15 protein-coding genes are annotated in these 21,210 nt (G+C 53.7%); 9 read left to right on the top strand and 6 right to left on the bottom strand.

Annotation, left to right across the window (positions count from 1 at the left end):
• Positions 1 to 31: 31 nt before the first annotated feature.
• Positions 32 to 2,551, bottom strand: a complete 2,520-nt coding sequence (locus ACN0XZ_RS06750) for a penicillin-binding protein 1A (protein WP_417456971.1) — start codon at positions 2,549 to 2,551, stop codon at positions 32 to 34.
• A gap of 147 nt (positions 2,552 to 2,698) precedes the next feature.
• Complete coding sequence (locus ACN0XZ_RS06745) at positions 2,699 to 3,850, bottom strand: N-acetylmuramoyl-L-alanine amidase (protein ID WP_417456970.1); 1,152 nt, start codon at positions 3,848 to 3,850, stop codon at positions 2,699 to 2,701.
• Positions 3,851 to 4,419: 569 nt separating this feature from the next.
• Between ACN0XZ_RS06745 and ACN0XZ_RS06740 the strand changes: the two genes are divergently transcribed.
• The 3 genes from ACN0XZ_RS06740 to ACN0XZ_RS06730 all read left to right on the top strand — a co-directional run bounded on the left by ACN0XZ_RS06740 (position 4,420) and on the right by ACN0XZ_RS06730 (position 9,510).
• Positions 4,420 to 7,167, top strand: a complete 2,748-nt coding sequence (locus tag ACN0XZ_RS06740) for an Rne/Rng family ribonuclease (protein ID WP_417456969.1) — start codon at positions 4,420 to 4,422, stop codon at positions 7,165 to 7,167.
• A gap of 159 nt (positions 7,168 to 7,326) precedes the next feature.
• Positions 7,327 to 8,727 carry a M48 family metalloprotease gene (locus tag ACN0XZ_RS06735; RefSeq protein ID WP_417456968.1) on the top strand — a complete coding sequence of 467 codons (1,401 nt, stop codon included), beginning with the start codon at positions 7,327 to 7,329 and terminating at the stop codon, positions 8,725 to 8,727.
• A 15-nt stretch (positions 8,728 to 8,742) separates the two neighbouring features.
• A complete protein-coding gene (locus ACN0XZ_RS06730; RefSeq protein WP_417456967.1) occupies positions 8,743 to 9,510 on the top strand; it encodes a DsbA family protein in 768 nt (255 codons plus the stop codon).
• A gap of 60 nt (positions 9,511 to 9,570) precedes the next feature.
• Here ACN0XZ_RS06730 and thiS read toward each other — a convergent pair whose 3' ends face one another.
• Positions 9,571 to 10,560, bottom strand: coding sequence for a sulfur carrier protein ThiS (gene thiS, locus ACN0XZ_RS06725; protein WP_417456966.1), 990 nt, complete (start codon positions 10,558 to 10,560; stop codon positions 9,571 to 9,573).
• 141 nt (positions 10,561 to 10,701) lie between these two features.
• Between thiS and aroQ the strand changes: the two genes are divergently transcribed.
• From aroQ to aat, 4 genes are read left to right on the top strand one after another with little or no spacing between them, the layout of a single operon-like run.
• Entirely contained in the window at positions 10,702 to 11,157 is a 456-nt protein-coding gene (gene aroQ / locus ACN0XZ_RS06720) for a type II 3-dehydroquinate dehydratase (RefSeq protein WP_417456965.1), read from the top strand.
• A gap of 25 nt (positions 11,158 to 11,182) precedes the next feature.
• Positions 11,183 to 11,662 (top strand): acetyl-CoA carboxylase biotin carboxyl carrier protein, encoded by a 480-nt coding sequence (gene accB, locus ACN0XZ_RS06715; protein ID WP_417456964.1) that lies wholly within the window; start codon positions 11,183 to 11,185, stop codon positions 11,660 to 11,662.
• 12 nt (positions 11,663 to 11,674) lie between these two features.
• Complete coding sequence (gene accC, locus ACN0XZ_RS06710; RefSeq protein ID WP_417456963.1) at positions 11,675 to 13,024, top strand: acetyl-CoA carboxylase biotin carboxylase subunit; 1,350 nt, start codon at positions 11,675 to 11,677, stop codon at positions 13,022 to 13,024.
• 15 nt (positions 13,025 to 13,039) lie between these two features.
• Positions 13,040 to 13,699 carry a leucyl/phenylalanyl-tRNA--protein transferase gene (aat, locus tag ACN0XZ_RS06705; protein WP_417456962.1) on the top strand — a complete coding sequence of 220 codons (660 nt, stop codon included), beginning with the start codon at positions 13,040 to 13,042 and terminating at the stop codon, positions 13,697 to 13,699.
• On the opposite strand, the gene ACN0XZ_RS06700 is transcribed toward aat, so the two are convergent.
• Genes ACN0XZ_RS06700 through ACN0XZ_RS06690 form a run of 3 tightly spaced genes read right to left on the bottom strand, consistent with a single transcriptional unit; the run spans position 13,636 to position 14,978 of the window.
• On the bottom strand, positions 13,636 to 14,088 hold the full coding sequence (locus tag ACN0XZ_RS06700) for a DUF2155 domain-containing protein (RefSeq protein WP_417456961.1): 453 nt from the start codon (positions 14,086 to 14,088) through the stop codon (positions 13,636 to 13,638). The two genes, aat and ACN0XZ_RS06700, sit on opposite strands and share 64 nt — an antisense overlap.
• The gene (gene mlaD, locus ACN0XZ_RS06695; RefSeq protein WP_417456960.1) at positions 14,069 to 14,527 is read right to left on the bottom strand and encodes an outer membrane lipid asymmetry maintenance protein MlaD; all 459 of its coding nucleotides are present in this window, start codon (positions 14,525 to 14,527) and stop codon (positions 14,069 to 14,071) included. The genes ACN0XZ_RS06700 and mlaD overlap by 20 nt, the downstream gene beginning before the upstream one ends.
• A 52-nt stretch (positions 14,528 to 14,579) precedes the next feature.
• Positions 14,580 to 14,978 (bottom strand): NADH:ubiquinone oxidoreductase subunit NDUFA12, encoded by a 399-nt coding sequence (locus ACN0XZ_RS06690; RefSeq protein ID WP_417456959.1) that lies wholly within the window; start codon positions 14,976 to 14,978, stop codon positions 14,580 to 14,582.
• 500 nt (positions 14,979 to 15,478) lie between these two features.
• Here ACN0XZ_RS06690 and ACN0XZ_RS06685 point away from each other — a divergent pair, with 500 nt between their 5' ends.
• Both ACN0XZ_RS06685 and ACN0XZ_RS06680 read left to right on the top strand, forming a co-directional pair.
• Positions 15,479 to 19,147: a vitamin B12-dependent ribonucleotide reductase gene (locus tag ACN0XZ_RS06685; RefSeq protein WP_417456958.1), complete on the top strand. Its 3,669-nt coding sequence runs from the start codon at positions 15,479 to 15,481 to the stop codon at positions 19,145 to 19,147.
• Between the two features lie 261 nt (positions 19,148 to 19,408).
• Positions 19,409 to 21,175 (top strand): putative bifunctional diguanylate cyclase/phosphodiesterase, encoded by a 1,767-nt coding sequence (locus tag ACN0XZ_RS06680; RefSeq protein WP_417456957.1) that lies wholly within the window; start codon positions 19,409 to 19,411, stop codon positions 21,173 to 21,175.
• Positions 21,176 to 21,210 lie beyond the last annotated feature (35 nt).

Raw genomic sequence — 21,210 nt, 5'->3', positions numbered from 1 at the left:
CAGGGTGGCCCGAAACGAATGCTCGGGGCGGTCAGTAAATCCCGCCAGTGCCTTTTCGAATTGTGCTTTTTGTTTTAGCGTCTTCGAGCGAACCGTCAAGCACTGCGTATTGCCCTGCCCGAGGTTCGGTTCCCGGCTTGAAAGCTTCAAGCACGATATTGGTGTCCCCCATCGTTGCGGGCTGGCCGGTTTCAGCGTTTACCCGTACGAGGCGTATACCTGATGGCATACGGAACGGCACACCCGGTTCATTCTTCAGCGCCTCCGCCATAAAGTCCCGGAATATTGGCACCGCGACGGATGATCCTTCCTCCCCGTCACCAAGTGAGCGGGGGCGGTCAAACCCAGTGAAAACCCCAACGGCTAGGTCAGCTGAAAAGCCGATGAACCAAGCATCCAGGCTATCGTTGGTTGTGCCCGTTTTGCCCGCGAGCGGTTTTCTAAGCCACTTAATTTTCTGGCCAGTACCGTTTTCCACCACGCCTTGCATCATGGACACCATCTGATACGCCGTCAGCGGGTCCAAAATCTGCTTTCGATTGTCAGGCAACTGTGGTTCACGCTGGTTTCTGTCCCAGGTTAACTCGCACGGCATGCAGGTGCGTTCATCATGCCTGTAGACGGTCTCCCCGCGGCGGTCCTGTATACGGTCAATCAAGGAAGGCGAAATCTCTTTACCTCCATTCACCAGCATGCCGTAAGCCGCTGTAAGCTGTAGGAGGGTAACTTCGCCAGCCCCCAGTGAGGCAGCCAGTGAAGGCTCCATATTTTCTGCTAGGCCAAATTTGCCAGCGTAATCCATCACCGTGCCCATACCTAAATGCTGCGCAAGGCGCACGGTCATCAGGTTGCGGGACTTCTCAATCCCCAGACGCAAGGTGCTGGGTCCATAAAACTTGTTTGAGCTGTTCTTGGGTTTCCATTTGCCTTGACCATCACCTTGGTCGATCACAAATGGCGCATCAAGAACAAGGCTTGCTGGTGTAAAGCCGTTATCCAGCGCTGCTGCATACACAAATGGCTTAAAGGCAGAGCCTGGCTGCCGTTCAGCCTGCACGGCCCTATTATACTGGCTGGCTGCATAATCGAAGCCACCAACCATGGCCAAAACCCTGCCGGTGTGCGGGTCCATTGCGACCAAGGCGCCATCAATCTCCGGCACTTGCCTCAAACCATAGTTTTGCACCGTGCCAATAGGCTCGCCTTTGGCGTTCCAGAAGGTGGAAATTGTGGTTGTCTTGTCTGCACTCAGGGGCTCAATGGCAATAACATCGCCAACAGACAAAACTTGTGCGGTATCCTTCACGCTTGGGCCCAAGCGCTCACCTTGGCGCCAGGCACGCGCCCAGGTTATCTCGTCAAAAGGTACAAAACCAAAGTTGCCGTCCTTCAGGCCGATAATTGCGCCGTCTTCACGAACCTCGTGTACCGCCGCCAATGACCAACTTGCAAAACCAAGAGGCTTCTTGAAGGCCCGCAGACGTTCAGCCCACTCACTGTCCATCACCGTGCGGCCAACTGGCCCACGCCAACCATGGCGCCGATCATAGGCAACAAGCCCCTCACGCAATGTGCGCTCTGCAATCGCCTGAAGCCGTGGTTCAAGTGACGTGCGAACGGAAAGTCCGCCCTCATAAAGCACCCGGTCACCATACATACGCCCTACGCGGCGGCGAACTTCTTCGGCGAAATGTTCGGCTTCGAAACGCGCGTGGCCTTCACGCTCATGCATAACAAGGTCTTCAGCGACCGCTTCGCGATAGGTGGCTTCATCGATATGGCCAAGCTCATACATGCGTGACAACACCCAGTTACGCCGTCCGAGCGCACGTTCCTTGTTGCGCACCGGATGATAATTATTTGGCGCTTTCGGAAGAGCTGCAAGATAAGCCATCTCAGCAACTGTCAGCTCATTGAGAGCCTTGTTAAAATAATTGAGCGCGGCGGCTGCCACACCGTATGACCTGTTCCCGAAATAAATTTCGTTCAGATACAGTTCAAGAATACGGTCTTTTGAAAACGCCCGTTCAATCCGAAGCGTCAGAATCATTTCCTTGATCTTGCGGTCAAGGCGCTGATCGAGGGTCAGGAGGAAGGTACGTGCCACTTGTTGCGTGATGGTGGAGCCGCCCTGCAAAGGCCGGTCTTGCAGCACGTTCAGTACGTTCCTTAGGTTGCCGCGCACCATGCCGAGATAATCAAGCCCGTCATGCTCATAGAAATTTTTATCTTCCGCAGCAAGAAAAGCCTCAATTAAACCTTCGGGGATCACATTGATCGGCACAAAAAGACGCTGTTGTCGTGCGAATTCTGTCAGCAAACTACCGTCCCCAGCGTGAATGCGGGTCACAATTGAGGGCTCATAGTTCGCAAGCTGCCGATAGTCAGGAAGATCGCGGCCATAGTAGATGATCGCCCAGAGCACAGCGCCGCCCGCGGCGACAACACCAAGCGCACCGGAGATAAGTCCGAACTTGACCAATCGCCGCCATAGCGGACGCTTAGCCTTTACCGGCTTATCATCACTATTCTTCTGTTCCTGATCTGTCATGGCCTCGTACGGGTCTTCCTAGCAAAGCACACCAGTTTATACAGTTGGCACCAGAATGTGTCGCCCTTATGGCATTGTTGCCGCGTTATGGCACTTCATTGCCATCTGCGCAATTATCGCCTTAAATTTTCAGTGTTTGCGCAAGCTTCACCGCCCGAGCGCTACCATCTGCTGGAAATACCGATCTGTCGCGCGGCGAACAGCTTGCGCGATTTTCTTACGTCCATTGTCGCTATTGATGAAACGAGCGTTGGTTTTGTTGGTCAGATACCCGGCTTCAAGAAGCACTGATGGCACATCGGGTGCTTTCAAAACTCCTAAGTTGGCAAACCGGTGGCTCCGGCCGAGCATCGGCACATCACGCGCAAGTTCCTGCACCAAGACGTTGGCATATTGCGCAGAAAAATTCATGGTTTCGCGCTGTGCAAGATCAATCAGGATGCTAGAAACCTCGTCATCAGCTTCGTCAAGATTCACCCCGGCAATCACATCGGACTTGTTCTCCCGCGCGGCAAGACGCCCCGCCTCCTTATCCGACGCGGTTTCTGAGAGATTGTAGACGCTTGCGCCACTCACTTTGGAGTTGGCGATAGAATCCGCGTGCACACTGATAAAGAGATCAGCGTGATGACGCCGCGCGATCCTGAAACGTTCGCGTACCGGATGAAAGATGTCTCTGTCTCTGGTGAGATGAACTTCGTAGCGGCCTGTTTTATTGAGCTCATCACGAATAGCGCGCGCAATCTCAAGCACGACTACCTTTTCATGGACCCCAATAACACCAAGGTTTCCTGGGTCTGGGCCGCCATGGCCCGGGTCAATAACCACAACCCTCTTGCCCGCAATACGTTTTCGCGGCGCTGTTACATCGGGCACCGACGCTGTCGCAACAACAGGACGTTCATCTTTACTGCTTTGCACTGCTGCGAGGAAACTGCTGCGGGATGCAGGCTCCAGATCGAGAACAAATCGGTGTCCGTACTGCCCACGCGGCGGGAGGCTGAAGGCGGCTTTGACTGTCGCTGGTTCCTTGAGGTCCAAGACGATACGGTAGACACCCGGCGCAAACAGCCCGTGGCGGTATCCATCAACCGCACCGGTAGTTTGCACGGCGCTGTCGGCATGCCAGTTCGCTTCAGGAAGGTCGATAACTACCCTGTACGGGTCTGCGAGAAGGAAGATGCTTGGCTCTGTCTCATTGGAGATATCAAGGACGAAGCGTGTGGTGTCTCCGTTCACCCCGAACCGTAGACCATCAATCTGCACATCCTTTGCCGTAGATGATGTGGACGTCCCCATCAAGGCTCCGGCAACAAGCAAGATTAAACTAAACAGACGCAGCACAGAAATTCCCCACGAACGCTTCCTTTTTTCCTGATTTTGCCGCTCATACTATGAACAACGCCTTAATCTCTCAAGAGAAACAAATTCACATGGCGACAATCGGGCCCATTTGCCGCTTTATTACGGCAAATCAGCAACATCATTGCTCAAGGCAGACAATTTAGATTGTAATGCTTGCCCGACTTCACTATTTTAGCTCTGCGAGTTTATCGACCGGTCGCATGCGCGCGGCGGGTCTGGCTTTGATGGAACGCTCTCGTGGGCTGGCTTTATGCTTAGCTCGCCACCGGACCCAAAGCCGAATAAGGACAAGAACCGGCAATGGCCAAAAGGCTTTGCGCATTGAAAAAACATAAGACAGGTCTGCCTATATATATTGGGCAGCGACCATCTTCTGTTGTCTGTGGTCTTCCGGGGACTGCCTACTCCACACCTACTGAAGTACCATCATATAAATTGGACTTGGCCAGCGCCCCCCTTTCTGAGGGCGTGCCCGCGCGGCCAAGCATCCGGAGAAGTAGTTTATGTCGACAAGAATGCTTATCGACGCGCGTCACTCTGAAGAGACGCGGGTCACTGTTGTTAAGGGAAGCCGCGTAGAGGAGTTTGACTACGAATCTGCAACGAGACGTCAACTTAAAGGGAATATCTATCTTGCGCGTGTAACTCGCGTTGAACCTTCCCTGCAAGCAGCGTTCGTGGAATATGGCGGCAACCGCCATGGTTTCCTGGCTTTCAGCGAAATCCACCCAGATTATTATCAAATCCCGGTTGAAGACCGGGAAGAGCTCATTGCGGCTGAAACAGAAGCTGTCGCAGAGACAATGGCGCATGATGATGTCGCCACAGAATCTGCGCCGGACGCTGCTGAAAAGCACGATGACGAAGAGGGCGATGAAGCGCCTGACGTTAAAGCCAGCGACGAAGATGAAAAAGACGCTGAGATCGAAGAAGCTGCGGCTCGTCGCCGTGGTCTTCGGGCCCTCAAGCGCAAATACAACATTCAGGAAGTTATCAAGCGCCGGCAGGTGCTGCTTGTGCAGGTTGTTAAAGAAGAGCGCGGCAACAAAGGCGCGGCTCTCACAACATACCTCTCGCTGGCAGGTCGTTATTGTGTACTGATGCCTAACTCCACCCATTCAGGTGGTATTAGCCGCAAGATCTCCAGCGCCACAGACCGCAAACGTCTGAAGAAAATGATCTCAGACATGCAAGTTCCTGAAGAGATGGGCCTCATCGTTCGCACTGCGGGCATGAAGCGTACCAAGGCAGAAGTAAAGCGGGACTATGAGTATCTTCTGCGTCTCTGGAACGGTATCCGTGAGCTGACCTTGCAGTCAGTTGCCCCTGCCCTTGTGTACGAAGAGGGTAACCTGATCAAGCGCACGATCCGGGATCTGTACACCCGTGATGTGGACGAGATTCTGGTTGAGGGTGATGAAGGGTATCGCGCAGCCAAAGACTTCATGAAGCTTCTGATGCCAAGCCACGCGAAGAAAGTTCAGCACTACAAGGACCGTATTCCACTTTTCCACCGGTATCAGGTCGAAAACCATTTGGAGGCGATGTACCAGCCCGTGGTGCAACTGCGTTCAGGCGGTTACATCGTGATCAACCCAACGGAAGCGCTCATCTCTATCGATGTGAACTCCGGTCGCGCCACACGCGAACACAACATCGAGGAAACCGCGCTCAAAACCAACATGGAAGCGGCCGAAGAAGTTGCACGTCAACTCCGTCTCCGCGACATGGCTGGCCTTGTTGTGATCGATTTCATTGATATGGAAGAACGCAACAATAACCGTGCTGTTGAGCGCCGCATGAAGGACGTTCTTAAAAACGACCGTGCGCGTATTCAGGTTGGCCGCATCTCAAGCTTCGGCCTGATGGAAATGTCACGCCAGCGGCTGCGTCCAAATCTCCTTGAAGCCAGCATGGAAACCTGTAACGCCTGTGGCGGCACAGGTGTGGTTCGCTCTGTCGAATCAGCGGCCCTTATGGTACTGCGTCAGTTGGAAGAAGAAGGCATTCGTGGTCGCAGCTCCGTTGTGCGCGTAACCGCGAGCCCTGAGGTTGCGATCTATCTTCTCAACAAAAAACGCGCGATGCTCTCTGATCTTGAAAGCAGCTATGACTTTGTTATCGAAGTGCTTTCCTCGCCAAGCATGGCACCTGCCGAAGTTGAAGTTACCCGTGAAGCACAGGTAGCTGGCGCCAAGGCTGAAGGCCCGGTTGAGACAGCAGCCGTTAAACCTGACAGTGCGGCAAGTGCTGCACCTGTTGCGCCGGTTGCTGAAGAGCGCACAGCATCACATCATCATGAAGAAAAGTCTGAGGACGACAAACCTCGCCGCAAGCGCCGTCGTCGTCGTCGTCGCAGACGCGGTGATGAAAACACCGAAAATGCAGTGGCACAAGGTAACGACGCTTCCACGGACGAGGATGCGAACGAAGCTGGTCAGGACGATGCTGCAGCAAAAGCCGACGGCAATGAAGCTGGTGCTGAGCGGGAGGATCGCCCTCGCCGCCGCAGAGGTAGCCGTGGCGGCCGCCGCCGCCGTGAGCGGACAACTGACCAGAATGCCGACCAGCAAACGGCTGAAGCCCAAACGGATACCACGGATCAAGCAGAAAGCGCTGAACCTGCAACCGCAGGCGACGCTGCTGGCACCGAAACTGCGGAGCCACAAAAGCCTGCACGCCGTCGTCGCCGTGTTGTCAAAAAATCTGATGAAGCATCACAAGATGCGGTTGCAGAGACAACCGCTGACAGTGCCAGTGACGAAACAGCCGCAGAGGACAAACCAAAACCACGCCGTCGCACCCGCAAAAAAGCTGAGCCTGCACCAGATTTAGCTGCTGCCGAGAGTGACACTCCGGATGCTGCACCTGTGGAAGAGAAACCAAAACGCCGCCCACGGCGTAAAGCAGCGGACAAGGTCGATGCAGCGGCTGCTTCTGATACGCCAGAAGCTGCGCCCGCTGAGAAGAAGGAAGCCAAGGCCCCTGCCCGCCGCAGGCGTGCACCGAAGAAAGCCGATGAAGCTGAGGCAACAGTCGCAGCAGAAGCCACGCCAAAGGCACCGGTGGTGAAGTCTGAGAAAAAGGCACCGGCTAAACCTGCCGCCAAGAAGCCTGCTGCCAAGGACAAACCTGTTCAGTCCATCAAGGTGAGTGCGGATGCTGGTTCATCTGAATCCACACCCACTTCACCAGCGGAGGGCGAAGGCGGCCCAAAGCGTAAAGGGTGGTGGCAACGCACCTTCGGATAACCACCCGAAAGTCACGAGATTAAGGCGGCGAGGCCACAGCTTCGCCGCCTTTTTGTTTCAATATGGTTTGAGGCTGGCTTTCACGCGCTTGTCAATCATTGTTCATTGACGATTAAGGCCATGAGCCCTAGCGTTCGCACACGGTGTTGGAGAAATATTTTGTCAAAAGCCTTTAAACAAATAACCGCGTCTGTTCTGCTTTTACTTGTGCTGCCTTTTTCTGCAGTAAGAGCACAATCAATCCTTCGCGACGCTGAGACAGAAGACTTTCTTCATGAAGTTTCCGACCCTATTTTCATAGCGGCAGGGCTCAACCCCAGCTCTGTCCACCTCTATCTTCTGCACGACAATTCCGTCAATGCTTTCGTAACCGGTGGTCAAAACATCTTCATTCACTCGGGCCTTATTCTTGAAGCCGACAATGTGAATGAATTCCTGGGCGTTATGGCGCATGAAACCTGTCACATTGCTTGCGGCCACAGGGTGCGGACGGCAAGCGCTTTAGGAACTGCAGGCACCACTTCGATCCTTTCCATGGTACTCGGTGCGGCCGCTATTCTCGCAGGCGGCGCTGACGCAGGCATGGGTATCATGATGGCCGGCCAGTCCATGGCTCAGGGCCAGTTTCTCGCCTATAGCCGTGGCCAAGAGAGCGAAGCCGACCTAGCTGGCGCCCGCTACCTCGAGGAGGCAGGCATACCGGGTGAAGGTATGATCGCCTTTTTCGAGAAGCTTCGTGATCAGGAAATCCTCGCGCAAGTACGGCAAGACCCCTATGTGCGCAGCCACCCCCTCAACCGCACGCGTATCATGCAGTTGCAGGAAGTGGTGGGTGATAGCCCCTTTGCTGGCCAAGCACCAAACCCAGATATGAATGAAAAGTTCAATCGGCTGAAGGCAAAGCTTGCTGGATATCTATTTGAGCCTCGTCGGACGCTACGGGATTATCCGCTCTCTGACACGAGCGCATCTGCGCGTTACGCGCGCGTTTATGCCTACCACAAGGCTCTTGAATGGGATGCCGCCCTAAACGAGGCTGACGCACTGATCGCGATGGAGCCCAACAATCCGTATTTTTATGAGATCAAAGGCCAGATTCTTTTCGAGAACGGTCATGTTGAACAGAGCCTGCCGGTTTTCAAAAAGGCCGTTGAACTAGCGCCCCGTCAGCCACTTATCGCAACGGCACTCGGGCAAGCCATGGTTTCCACGGAAGATGAAAAACTGATGGCCGACGCCATCCCCATCCTTGAAGCAGCGACCCGACAAGACCGCAACAACAGCTTTGCCTGGTTTAACCTCGCCAAAGCGTATGCATGGATGGGCCGGGAAGCAGAAGCCAGCCTCGCGACGGCTGAGCGCTTCTATTCAGGTGGGTCGCCTATGCAAGCCGTTATGCATGCTCAGCGGGCTATGGAAGGTTTTGACGAAGGCACACCAGAATGGCTGCGCGCACAGGATATTCTTTATGTATCGCAGGAAGCTGCAGAAAAATTCAGACGCCAACAAGAGAGGCAACGCCGGGAGCAAGAACGGCGGCGCCTGCAAGAATTTGAGTAGAAAGTATCAAACCTTATGAATTCCAAATCGATCGTTTTCGCCGCCGCACTCGCTGGCGCCGCATTCCAGAACGCAAATGCTGAGGAAAGGCTGGCTATTGACCCTGCAGAACGCGCCAAAATTGAGGCTGTACTGCAAGACTATCTGCTTGAGAACCCGGAGATCGTTATGTATGCGATCCGGGAACTTCAGCGCCGCCAAACCGTTGCCCAGATGCTGCCCTCCATTGAGATGTACCGGAGCTTCCTTGAGGAAGACAAGGACGCTCCAGTTCTCGGTAACCCGAATGGCGACGTCACAATCGTTGAATTTTTTGACTATCGCTGCGGTTATTGCCGCCGCCACTTCCCTGATGTGATGCGGCTCGTTGAAGAAGATGGCAACATTCGCCTGCTCCCTAAGCAGTTCCCGGTACTTGACCGTCCTGAAGAGAAAGCGATTTCACGCCTCGCGGCACAAGCGGCATTGGCTGCCAACAAGCAAGGCAAGTTTGAAGAGTTTCATACTGCGCTTATGAGTTCGGGTGTTTCTGTAACGGAAGACTCGATCTACAAAACCGCCGCAAGCGTTGGGCTGGACGTTACCCGGCTTAAGGCGGACATGGCAGACAAGCTGATTGACAAGCGTATCGGAAACACGCTCGCAATCGGCCAGGATATTGGTTTTGAAGGCACCCCCGGTTACATCATCGGCAAAGACGTGGTGCTCGGGGCTGAAGGATATGATCGCCTGAAACAGGCGGTCTCCCGCGCCAGAGAGAAGCTGGCGGACGCTTCGCAATAAAATTAGAACATCAAAAAAGGCCGCATCAGCGGCCTTTTTTATAGGTTAACGATCCAGACTTTATATCAGCCCTGAAAGCGGTGAGCTCGGATCCGCATACCGCTTCTTCGGCATACGCCCCGCGAGATAAGCAAGTCGCCCACTTTCAACACCCAACTTCATGGCCCGCGCCATACGGACAGGGTCTTTGGCTTCTGCGATAGCAGTATTCATCAGCACACCATCACAGCCCAGTTCCATCGCGACCGCCGCGTCAGACGCTGTACCAACACCCGCGTCTACCAACACCGGCACATTCGCCTGTTCGATCATAAGGCGGATCTGTACCGGGTTTTGAATACCGAGCCCGGAACCAATAGGCGCGCCAAGCGGCATGATCGCCACACATCCCATATCTTCAAGCTTTTTGGCCGCAATAGGATCGTCAGAGCAATAAACCATTACCTTAAAGCCGTCCTTGATCAGGGCTTCTGCTGCATTGAATGTCTCGAGCATGTTGGGATAGAGCGTTTTCTGGTCCCCAAGCACCTCAAGCTTCACGAGATCCCAACCGCCAGCTTCGCGCGCCAGCCTGAGCGTGCGCACGGCACTATCAGCGTCAAAACAGCCCGCAGTATTTGGCAAGTATGTAATTTTTTTGGGATCAAGATAGTCTACTAACATGGGCTGGTTGGGATCGGATACATTCACCCGGCGCACGGCAACGGTGACAATCTCCGCACCAGACGCTTCAACGGCCTTTGCAGTCTCGTCAAAATCCTTATATTTGCCGGTGCCAACGATCAGGCGAGAGTTATAGGTTTTACCCGCCAGTTGCCAACTATCACTCTGTCCTGCCACGGTGCTGTTTCCTCCGCCGATAAAATGTACAATTTCCAACTGATCGCCGTCCTGAAGCGCCACATCAGCGAAGGTTGATTTGGGGACAATCTCCAGGTTGCGTTCTACAGCAACCTTCGATGGCTCAAGGCCTATATCCCTCAAAAACTCTGCCAGGCCCTGCCCCGGAGGCAGTTTTTTCGTTTCGCCATTCACGGTGATACTGATCACGATACTCTTGTCCTTAATAGGCTGTTGCGATGTGCATGGGCACACTTTCCGCCGAATTCTTGTTGATGCGGCTTTGCATGCCATCCATATGGCATTATACAGAGGGCTTCAAGCAGTCTGTCGAAACATTGGACGTGTTCTATGAGTGATACCGAGATGCCAAGAATACTGGTTCTCAACGGCCCCAACCTCAACCTGCTGGGAAGCCGCGAACCAGAGACCTACGGCTCCCAAACATTGCCTGAGATTGGCACTATGCTCAAGGAACACGCGTCTGGCCGTGGTTTTGCGATCGATTTTCGCCAAAGCAACCACGAAGGCACGCTGGTGGACTGGATTCAGGAAGGGGCGGATGATACCGCTGGCATTATTCTCAATGCTGGCGCCTATACTCATACATCCGTTGCAATCCGGGATGCGATAGCTGCAATCAAAACGCCTGTCATTGAAGTACATCTTTCCAATATTTTCGCGCGGGAGGAATTTCGCCATCACTCCTATATTTCGGATGTTGCCGAGGGGGTGATCTGCGGATTTGGTGCGGTTGGATATGTGCTTGCGATTGACGCGATAGCGAGTATGCTGCGCGTCAAATAACGATCAAGGGTTAAGGGCCTAATACATGTCTAAAATCAAAGATTATAAAGAACTTATCCGTGAAATTGCTGAGCTTCTGGATAAATCCTCTCTCTCAGAAATTGAGGTTGAAGAAGAAGATTTCCGTATTCGTGTTGCGCGTGAAGTACCAGCGAACGTGAGCTATACAGCGCCTGCGGCAGTGCCAGCTGCAGCACCAGCGCCGTCTGCCCCTGCTGCAGCACCTGTGGCTCCTGCGGCTGCGCCCGCTGCTGCTAACCCAGCTGACCATCCTGGTGCGGTCCCTGCTCCGATGGTTGGTACAGCATACACCGCGCCAACCCCTGGTGCTGACGTATTTGTCAAAGTGGGTGACAAGGTCAAGGAAGGCGACACGCTGCTTATTATTGAAGCGATGAAGGTGATGAACCAAATCGCCGCGCCACGGTCAGGCACAGTAAAAGAAATCTTCTTTGCTGACGCCCAGCCGGTAGAATTTGGTGAAACCCTCTGCATTATCGAATAGGGACAGCATCAGATGTTCGAAAAAGTCCTGATCGCTAACCGTGGTGAGATCGCGCTCCGCATTCACCGTGCATGCCATGAAATGGGTATCAAAACGGTCGCTGTGCACTCTACGGCAGACAGTGATGCCATGCATGTGCGGCTTGCGGATGAAAGCGTTTGTATCGGCCCACCCGCTTCGGCGCAAAGCTATCTGAATATCCCGGCGATTATATCCGCGGCCGAAATTACCGGCGCGGATGCAATTCACCCGGGCTATGGTTTCCTCTCTGAAAATGCGCATTTCGCCGACATCGTTGGCGAACACGAAATCGCATTTATTGGCCCCAAGCCCAATCATATCCGCATGATGGGTGACAAGATCACTGCCAAAGAAACCGTTAAAAAGCTTGGCATTCCTGTGGTTCCCGGCTCCGACGGTGGTATCACCGATGATGAGGAAGCCCGCAAGGTATGCCGCGAAATCGGCTTCCCCGTGATCATCAAGGCATCTGCCGGTGGTGGGGGCCGCGGTATGCAGATTGTGCGCACCGAAGAAGAACTGCCACGAAAGCTGCAAACCTGCCGCACCGAAGCAAAAGCCGCTTTTGGTGATGATGCGGTATATATCGAGAAGTTCCTGCAAAAACCCCGGCACATCGAGTTTCAGATCATCGGGGATAGTCACGGCAACTGTATTCACCTGGGCGAGCGGGATTGTTCCCTTCAGCGCCGCCACCAGAAGGTGCTTGAAGAGGCCCCTTCCCCGGTGATCGACGGTGAAACACGGGAGCGCATGGGCGGAATTGTCGCCAAAGCCATGGCCGATTTCGGTTACTGCGGCGCTGGCACCATTGAGTTCCTGTATGAAGACGGTGAGTTCTATTTCATTGAAATGAACACCCGTGTTCAGGTAGAGCACCCCGTGACAGAAATGATCACCGGCATCGATATTGTGCGTGAGCAGATCCGCGTTGCCTCTGGCGAGAAGCTTTCCTACACGCAGGATATGGTGCGTTTCTTTGGTCACGCAATCGAATGCCGCATCAATGCTGAGCATCCATTCACCTTCATGCCAAGCCCTGGCACGGTGACCCAGTATCATCCACCAGGCGGGCTGAACGTGCGCTGTGATAGTGCGGTCTACGCTGGCTACCGCATCCCGCCCTATTATGACAGCATGGTCGCCAAACTGATCGTGTCCGGGTACACCCGGGAAGGCTGTTTGCTGCGGCTGCGTCGCTCTCTCGAGGAATATGTGATCGACGGTGTTGTCACCACGATCCCGCTTCATCAGGCGTTGATGGACAATGAGGACTTCAAGAAAGGGGATTATGATATCCACTGGCTTGAAAAATTCCTTGAAACCAACAAACCAGAATAATGTAAATTAGGGGTTATGCCACACGACAGCATAACCCCTAATCTCCTTCTCCAGGCATACGCCTCTGGCGTTTTTCCGATGGCTGAAGGCCGTGATGATGATGAGCTCTTCTGGGTAGACCCAGATGCGCGTGGCATCATCCCGCTCGACCGTTTCCACGTGCCTAAATCTCTTGCCAAGCTGGTTCGTCAGGAAAAGTTTGACGTTAAAATCGATACCGCGTTCCGCGATGTCGTGAACGCCTGCTCTATGCCCGCACGCGGGCGGGAAACCACATGGATCAGCGAACGCATTGAAGAACTTTATACCGACCTCTTTAGCCGTGGTTTCGCCCATTCTGTTGAATGTTGGCTGGAGGGTGAGCTTGTCGGCGGGTTATATGGTGTTTCCCTCGCGGGTGCCTTTTTTGGCGAAAGCATGTTCCACACCAAAACAAACGCCAGCAAGGTCGCGCTTGTACATCTCGTAGGGCGTCTGAAAGCAGGAGGCTATACGCTTCTCGACACGCAGTTTATCACCACGCATCTGCAGCAGTTTGGTACGCAAGAGATATCGAGGCTGGACTATCACCAAAGGCTAGAAAAAGCCCTTACCCACACAACCGCCGATTTTCAGCGGCTATCGCCCTGGGCTTCAGGGGAATCGGTTTTGCAGCTCATCACCCAGATGTCGTAAACCGGGTGTTCAAGCGCGTTCAGCGCCGGGCTTGAGGCCACCATCCAGCCCTCAAACACACGCTCCCGTGTACCGCCACGCTTGATATCATCAATCTCGATATAAGCGAAAGTCTCAGGTGGCTCGATTGGTGGGCGTGTACGGCAGTATCTCACATTAAGCGCAAGGGTACCAAAATGCCCCTCCTCACCGACTGGCAGTTCAATTTCGGTGATCCGCGCCGTTATTTTATCAAGCGCACGCAAAACCACTGTGCTGTGATGAATATTGCCCTGGGCTTCTGCGCCTTGCTCCAGTGTGCTCTGCACTGCGAAAGCTGGTATGGATGCACACGCGGTAAGCGAAAGCGCGACGAGGCGCGCGGCAAAGCTATTCCTTTTTGCCGCCATCAGAATCGCCGTACATGAATTTACCAAGAAGACCGATAAGATCGACCGCCCCTTGCGTTTCCGAGATTTCGTCTCCGGCCGCAAGGTTATCCAGCGAACCACCCGGCAAAAGGCTAAGGTATGAGCCCCCAAGAAGCCCTTCAGAGGTAATCGCAGCTGCAGTGTCCTGCGGCAGTTTCACTTGGTCTGCTACCGAAAACTTGACGATCGCCTGATAGGTTTGTGGGTCAAGATCACTTGATATGATGGTGCCAATCTTGATGCCCGAAAGGCGAACATCCGCCCCAACACCAAGGCCGTCAATACGGTCAAATCTTGCTGAGAGCGTGTAGCCCTCTGCCACGGCACCATCGGTGCGCTCATAGGCGAAAACAAGGAACCAGCCCGCAACAATAAGAACAAGCGCGCCGATCAGACTTTCAACCAAATTACTCGACATAAATTTCTTCCGTCATCGTGCCTGGCTTCAACCCGTCAGCGTCAAATTCGCTTTAAGGTTTCCAGGCTTCGTAATCAGAGGTAGTTGCGGCCCGTTCACCTACAACACCCAAAGCACCTGCAGGAAGATATGCTTCCGCTGAGCCCGTTTTGTTAGGCTGATGCTCTTTTTCCCACGCTTTTTTAACCAAAGGCTTTTCACTTGGCGCATCTTTCATGGTGTAGTGCAACCAGCCATGCCAATCAGCAGAAACACGCGATGCCTCAACCGGGCCGTTCTTGTAGATCACCCAGCGCTTGCGGCCGTTTTTCTCCTGATAGTAAACGTTGCCCTGATCGTCCTCACCTACTTTCACGCCCTTACGGCTTGTGAAAAGAAGGGTGCCAATCGTTGCGCTGTTCCACCAGGTGAAGATGGGCGAAGAAAACAGTTTCGAGATCAAACCAGCCATAGCGACATTTCCATACTTACTCGGTCAATTTCGGGTCGTTTAGCACGTTTGTTGCTTGAGGAAAAGCAGCAAGGACCCAAGCGCGACAATTCTTCGCCGTGCCAACGCTAACGGGCCGCTTTCGGCTCTGATTCGCGAGAGGCTGTCGCACATTGTTCCGCATGCTTCTATCTAGGTCTAATTTGTGTGCAGATTAAGGCAATTTCATCGACTCATTGACCTCCCGTGAGTCGAACTGCGTCAGCTAGTAGCTTTCCATCTGTCAACCACAATATATAGAAAATATGCCTTGTCGTTCGCGAATATTCAGACCTAAACTTGTGGCCAACAAGGGCGCACCCACAAGATATTGTGGGTTAGTGAAGGTAGCGGCACGACCATATATATTCAGTACGTCAGCCAGCTTGGGCGGCTAATGACACTTTCTGACGGACACCCCGCACCCACATGTCCAGTAATTTACCAGCAAAGACTGGGTGGAAATCTCACGGGGGAACCGCATGCGTATCGAACGCCATTTTTCGAAAGATGTATCCTGTCCATATGCTGGCCTTGAATGGCGTACAGCGGTCAGTGAAATTCGCAATCCTGACGGATCTGTTGTTTTTCATATGCCTGATGTTGAAGTGCCAACCGGCTGGAGCCAGGTGGCAACAGACATCATCGCACAAAAATACTTCCGTAAAGCCGGTGTCCCTCAGGCCCTGAAGCCTGTTAAAGAAGAAAGTGTACCGAGCTGGCTGTGGCGCAAAACGGCTGACGAAGCCGCCCTTAAAGCCATGCCGGAAGATAAGCGATACGGCTCGGAAACCAGTGCCAAGCAGGTTTTTGACCGGCTGGCAGGCACCTGGACCTATTGGGGCTGGAAAGGTGGCTATTTCGACAGTGAAGAAGATGCCCGCACCTTCTTTGACGAAATGCGTTTCATGCTTGCGGCACAAATGGCGGCACCAAACTCGCCGCAGTGGTTCAATACCGGCCTTCACTGGGCTTACGGCATCGACGGCCCGGCGCAAGGCCACCACTATGTAGACTTTGAAACCGGCAAACTTGTGAAGTCAAAAAGTGCTTATGAGCACCCGCAACCACATGCCTGCTTCATCCAAGGCGTATCGGATGACCTTGTGAACGATGGCGGGATTATGGACCTCTGGACCCGCGAAGCACGGCTGTTCAAATACGGCTCCGGCACCGGCTCCAACTTCTCCAACATTCGCGGAAACGGGGAAGCACTCTCAGGTGGCGGAAAGTCGTCAGGCCTTATGAGCTTCCTGAAAATCGGTGATCGCGCTGCCGGGGCAATCAAGTCTGGCGGCACAACGCGCCGCGCAGCCAAGATGGTTGTTGTCGACATTGATCACCCAGACATCGAAGAATTCATTAACTGGAAAGTTATTGAAGAACAAAAAGTTGCAGCCCTTGTTTCAGGTTCGAAGTTAAATGAAATTCATCTGAACCGTATCATCAAAGCCTGTCATGAAGGCAAAGCATCGCTCGGCGATAAGGCCTTTGAACCGCGCGAAAACGATGAACTTAAAAAAGAGATCATCGCTGCACGCAAGGTGATGATCCCTGAAAATTACGTGCAACGGGTTATCCAGTTCGCGCGTCAGGGTTACACCTCAATCGAGTTCAAAACTTACAATACGGACTGGGATTCAGACGCTTACTTGACTGTATCCGGTCAGAATTCAAACAACTCCATCCGCGTGAGCGACGACTTCATGAATGCGGTCAAAGCAGGCAGTGACTGGCATTTGACCAACCGCACGGACGGCACTGTCACTAAGTCCATGAGTGCGGCGGAGCTGTGGCGCGATGTGGGGCATGCCGCATGGGCATGTGCTGACCCAGGCATTCAGTTCCACACCACTATCAACGACTGGCACACCTGCCCTGCATCTGGCGATATTCGTGCATCCAACCCCTGCTCGGAATACATGTTCCTTGATGACACGGCGTGTAACCTCGCATCCCTCAACCTGATGACATTCCGTGCGAAAGATGGTGCTTTCAAAGTCGCCTCCTTCCAGCACGCGGTACGTCTCTGGACCATGGTGCTCGAGATTTCCGTGATGATGGCGCAGTTCCCGTCCAAGGAAATTGCCAAGCTTTCTTATGAGTACCGTACGCTTGGGCTTGGCTTTGCCAACATTGGCGGGCTTCTCATGAGCCTCGGTCTCGGCTACGATAGCGACGAAGGACGTGCGCTATGCGGCGCTATCACCGCCCTGATGACGGGTGAAAGCTATGCCACGTCGGCCGAGATGGCATCCGAGCTTGGCGCTTTCCCTGGTTACAAGAAAAACGCTGATCATATGCTTCGGGTTATTCGCAACCATCGCCGCGCCGCCTACGGGCAGGATGATGGCTATGAAAAGCTGAATACCAACCCGGTACCGCTTGATATTGAAGGCTGCCCGGACAAGGCAATTGCTGTGGCTGCGGCTGAGGCATGGGACCGTGCACTAGAAATTGGTGAAGAGCATGGTTTCCGTAACGCGCAAGCGTCTGTCATCGCGCCAACCGGCACTATCGGCCTTGTCATGGACTGTGACACCACGGGCATTGAGCCAGATTTCGCGCTGGTGAAGTTCAAGAAGCTTGCGGGTGGTGGTTACTTCAAAATCATCAACCGTATTGTGCCACAAGCCCTTGAAGTTATGGGCTATACGCCTGAACAGATGGAAGAAATTTCCCTCTATGCTGTTGGACACGGCACGCTCAAGGATGCACCTGCCATCAACCATCAAAGCCTGCGTGCACGCGGGTTTGGTGATCGCGAGATCGACCTTCTTGAAGAGCAGCTCAAAAATGCCTTCGACATCAAGTTTGTCTTCAACCAGTGGACGCTTGGAACAGATTTCTGCAAAGATAAGCTTGGCCTGAACGACGAACAGCTGAATGATTTCAACTTCGACCTTCTGGCGGCCATTGGCTTTAGCAAGGAAGAAATCGCGCAAGCTAATCTCTACTGCTCTGGTTCCATGACCCTTGAAGGTGCACCGCACTTGAAAGAAGAGCACTATCATGTGTTCGATTGCGCAAACCCATGCGGCAAAATTGGCAAACGTTTCCTCTCGTGGGAAAGCCATATCCGGATGATGGCCGCAGCACAGCCGTTTATCTCGGGCGCAATCTCGAAAACCATCAATATGCCCAATGCCGCAGATGTGGATGACTGCATGGCAGCGTACGAGCTTAGCTGGTCCTTGGCGCTCAAGGCCAATGCCCTTTATCGGGACGGCTCAAAACTTAGCCAGCCGCTGAACGCATCGCTCCTTGATGATGTAGACCTTGAAGAAGAATTCGAGGAAAAATCACTGCCCGAGCGCGCGGAAGTGGTTGCTGAACGCATCGTTGAACGAATCGTTGAGGTGGAGCGTGAAGGGGCCGCAAGACGCAAACGCCTGCCTGAACGGCGTAAGGGTTACACCCAAAAGGCTATTGTGGGCGGCCATAAGGTCTATCTCCGCACTGGTGAGTATGATGATGGTTCTGTCGGTGAAATCTTTATCGACATGCACAAGGAAGGCGCGGCCTTCCGCTCGCTCATGAACAATTTCGCCATCGCCATTTCCATTGGCCTTCAGTATGGCGTGCCTCTGGAAGAATTTGTTGACGCCTTCACATTCACCCGGTTTGAGCCCTTCGGTCGAGTTGAAGGAAACGAGACCATCAAGATGGCCACCTCACTTCTGGATTATATCTTCCGGGAGCTTGCGATCTCTTATCTTGGTCGTGACGATCTCGCCCACGCAACGCCGGCGGACTTCGCGCCTGACACCACAGGCCGCGGGGATGCCCGTGATGGTCTTCCTGCCCTTGATGATGAAGTGACCGAAGCCCTTGAACGCGTACAGAAGTTCGCGTCCTCTGGTTACGTTCGGGGCAGCAACCTTGTGGTGCTTAAAAGCAAAACCACCAAGGATGACAAAGAGCTTGAGACGGTCGCCATGGCGACCGGCACACACGGCTCCACCAGCACCGTATCCATCGGGTCCGCCATGACCAACGGTGCAACGGACGCGACAGCTGACGCGCGCGCCGCTGCCCGCATGAAAGGATATGAAGGGGATGCCTGTGGTGAATGCGGCAACTTCACGCTGGTGCGCAATGGCACATGCCTGAAATGCGATACCTGCGGTGGCACCTCCGGCTGCAGCTAGGCGGCTTTTTAAAGTTTACACCACCCACTAACCCGTCCCAGTGGGTGGTTATCTCGGGGAAGGTCCTGCCTTCCCCCTTTTTTTTCGCAATATTGGCATAAATGATACCGGCAAAGTTGCGGGTTTATGTTGGTTTTTCCGTAAACAAGCGTCTATCCTTTACTAAATTTTTACTGTCCGGTGTTGAAGTGGTCGGCAGTGGGAGCCCGGGGGTCGAGCTTCTCCGCATTATTTATTTGTTGATTTTAGCTGGAGCCAACAGTGGCCGATACAAAATCCAAGAAGATTTCGGCGATCGCTGATGCGTCGGGACAGGTCGCTCGGTCGTCCCGCATCGTAAACACTTCTGCCGTTGTTGAACGCCTGCAAGTGGGCGTGCTTGTCTGCAACGTGACAGACGCCAATGTGGTTGAATCTCTGTTCGTCAACCAGTTTGCCCGCGATGTGTTTGGACTGAAAGACTCGACCCAGCTACCCTGCCCTCTCGATTCTATCTGGAATGCCTCAGACAACCATGTGCTTGCGGGGCAGATTCTTGAGGTTTTCCGCACGGGCCGCGATACCACGTTTGAATGGAGCATCAGAAGCGGCGTGATCGAACGCTTCCTCTCGTCTCACCTGATGGCCCTAACGGACCACGAAGGTGCTGTTTATCAGGTTATCTGTACGATTGAGGACCAAACCGCCGAAAAACTGGCGGAACGGAACCTGCTTCATCATGCGTTCCACGACGCCCTTACCGGCCAGCCAAACCGCGTGCTGTTCCGGAACAAACTTGAAGAAGCTGTCTCTGATTGCCAGCGGGAGGGGCACCAGAACGGCTGCGCTGTGCTGATCATCAATATCGACCGTTTCCAGCAAATCAACGAAAGCTTCGGCCATAGCGCGGGCGACCGTTTCCTTATTTCCATGGCCTCAACGCTCAGGCGCTGTATTCGCAGTTCAGACACACTGGCGCGCCTATCCGGCGATGAATTTGCCATTCTCGTCTCTCGCTTCAAGGATGTTGAGGAGGTTGAGATGATCTCCCGACGCGTTCATGAAGCCATGCAACAACCCTACGACCTAGACGGCAACGAGGTGTTCACCTCCGTTTCCGTCGGCGTTGCCACAACACTCTCCAGTTCGACCCACCCGGAAGATTTGATCCGCGACGCTGATTTTGCCATGCACCGGGCCAAAGGGGCCGGGAAAGCGCGGACGGAGATCTATCACCGCGATTCGCACCAGCGCGCACGTTCCCAGTTTCATCTGGAAACCGAGTTACGCCGGGCTGTTGAGCGGAATGAACTCGATCTTTACTATCAGCCAATCATCGACCTCAGCACGTCAGAGCTTCACGGTTTTGAAGGCCTGACCCGCTGGACTCACAAGGATCGCGGTTTTGTCTCCCCCGTTGAGTTTATCCCACTCGCGGAAGAAACAGGGGTTATCGTGCCCCTTGGCCGCTGGGCGGTTAAGGCTGCATGCGCCCAAGTGCGCAAATGGATTGATGAGGTTGGCGCGGAGAAAACCGTGCCGATCAACGTCAATGTCTCTGGCATTCAGTTCGCGCGCGATGACATCGCACGCATGGTGGAAGATGGACTCAGGGAATTTGATATCGATGGCCGCTTTATTCGGATCGAATTGACCGAAAGTGCCATCATGGCCAACCCGACGCGGATTTCAGAATCACTGCAACGCATTCGTAAACTTGGCGTCAAAGTCGCCCTTGATGATTTCGGGACGGGGTATTCTTCACTGAACTATCTGCACCAGTTCCCTATTGATGTGATCAAGATCGATCGCAGTTTTATCAACCAGCTTGAACCCGGCAACGCGCCCTATAAAATCCTCCGCATGATCGGCATGCTCGCTAAAAACCTAGGCCATGAGGTGGTTGCGGAAGGTCTTGAGGATATTGATCACATCAAGATGCTGTGCGATCTGGAATTTGGATATGGTCAGGGCTTCTATTTCTCAAAACCTGTGAAAGGCGCTGAGGCCAGCGAATATGTCTATGGTAACTTGCCCTGGGACAAATAATCCGCCTGCTGCCTGATTTTTCTTGGTCCCTTGAA

The sequence above is a fragment of the Kordiimonas sp. genome (genome assembly GCF_048264555.1).
Lineage (GTDB): Bacteria > Pseudomonadota > Alphaproteobacteria > Sphingomonadales > Kordiimonadaceae > Kordiimonas.
This window is presented reverse-complemented; position numbering and strand designations above follow the sequence as displayed.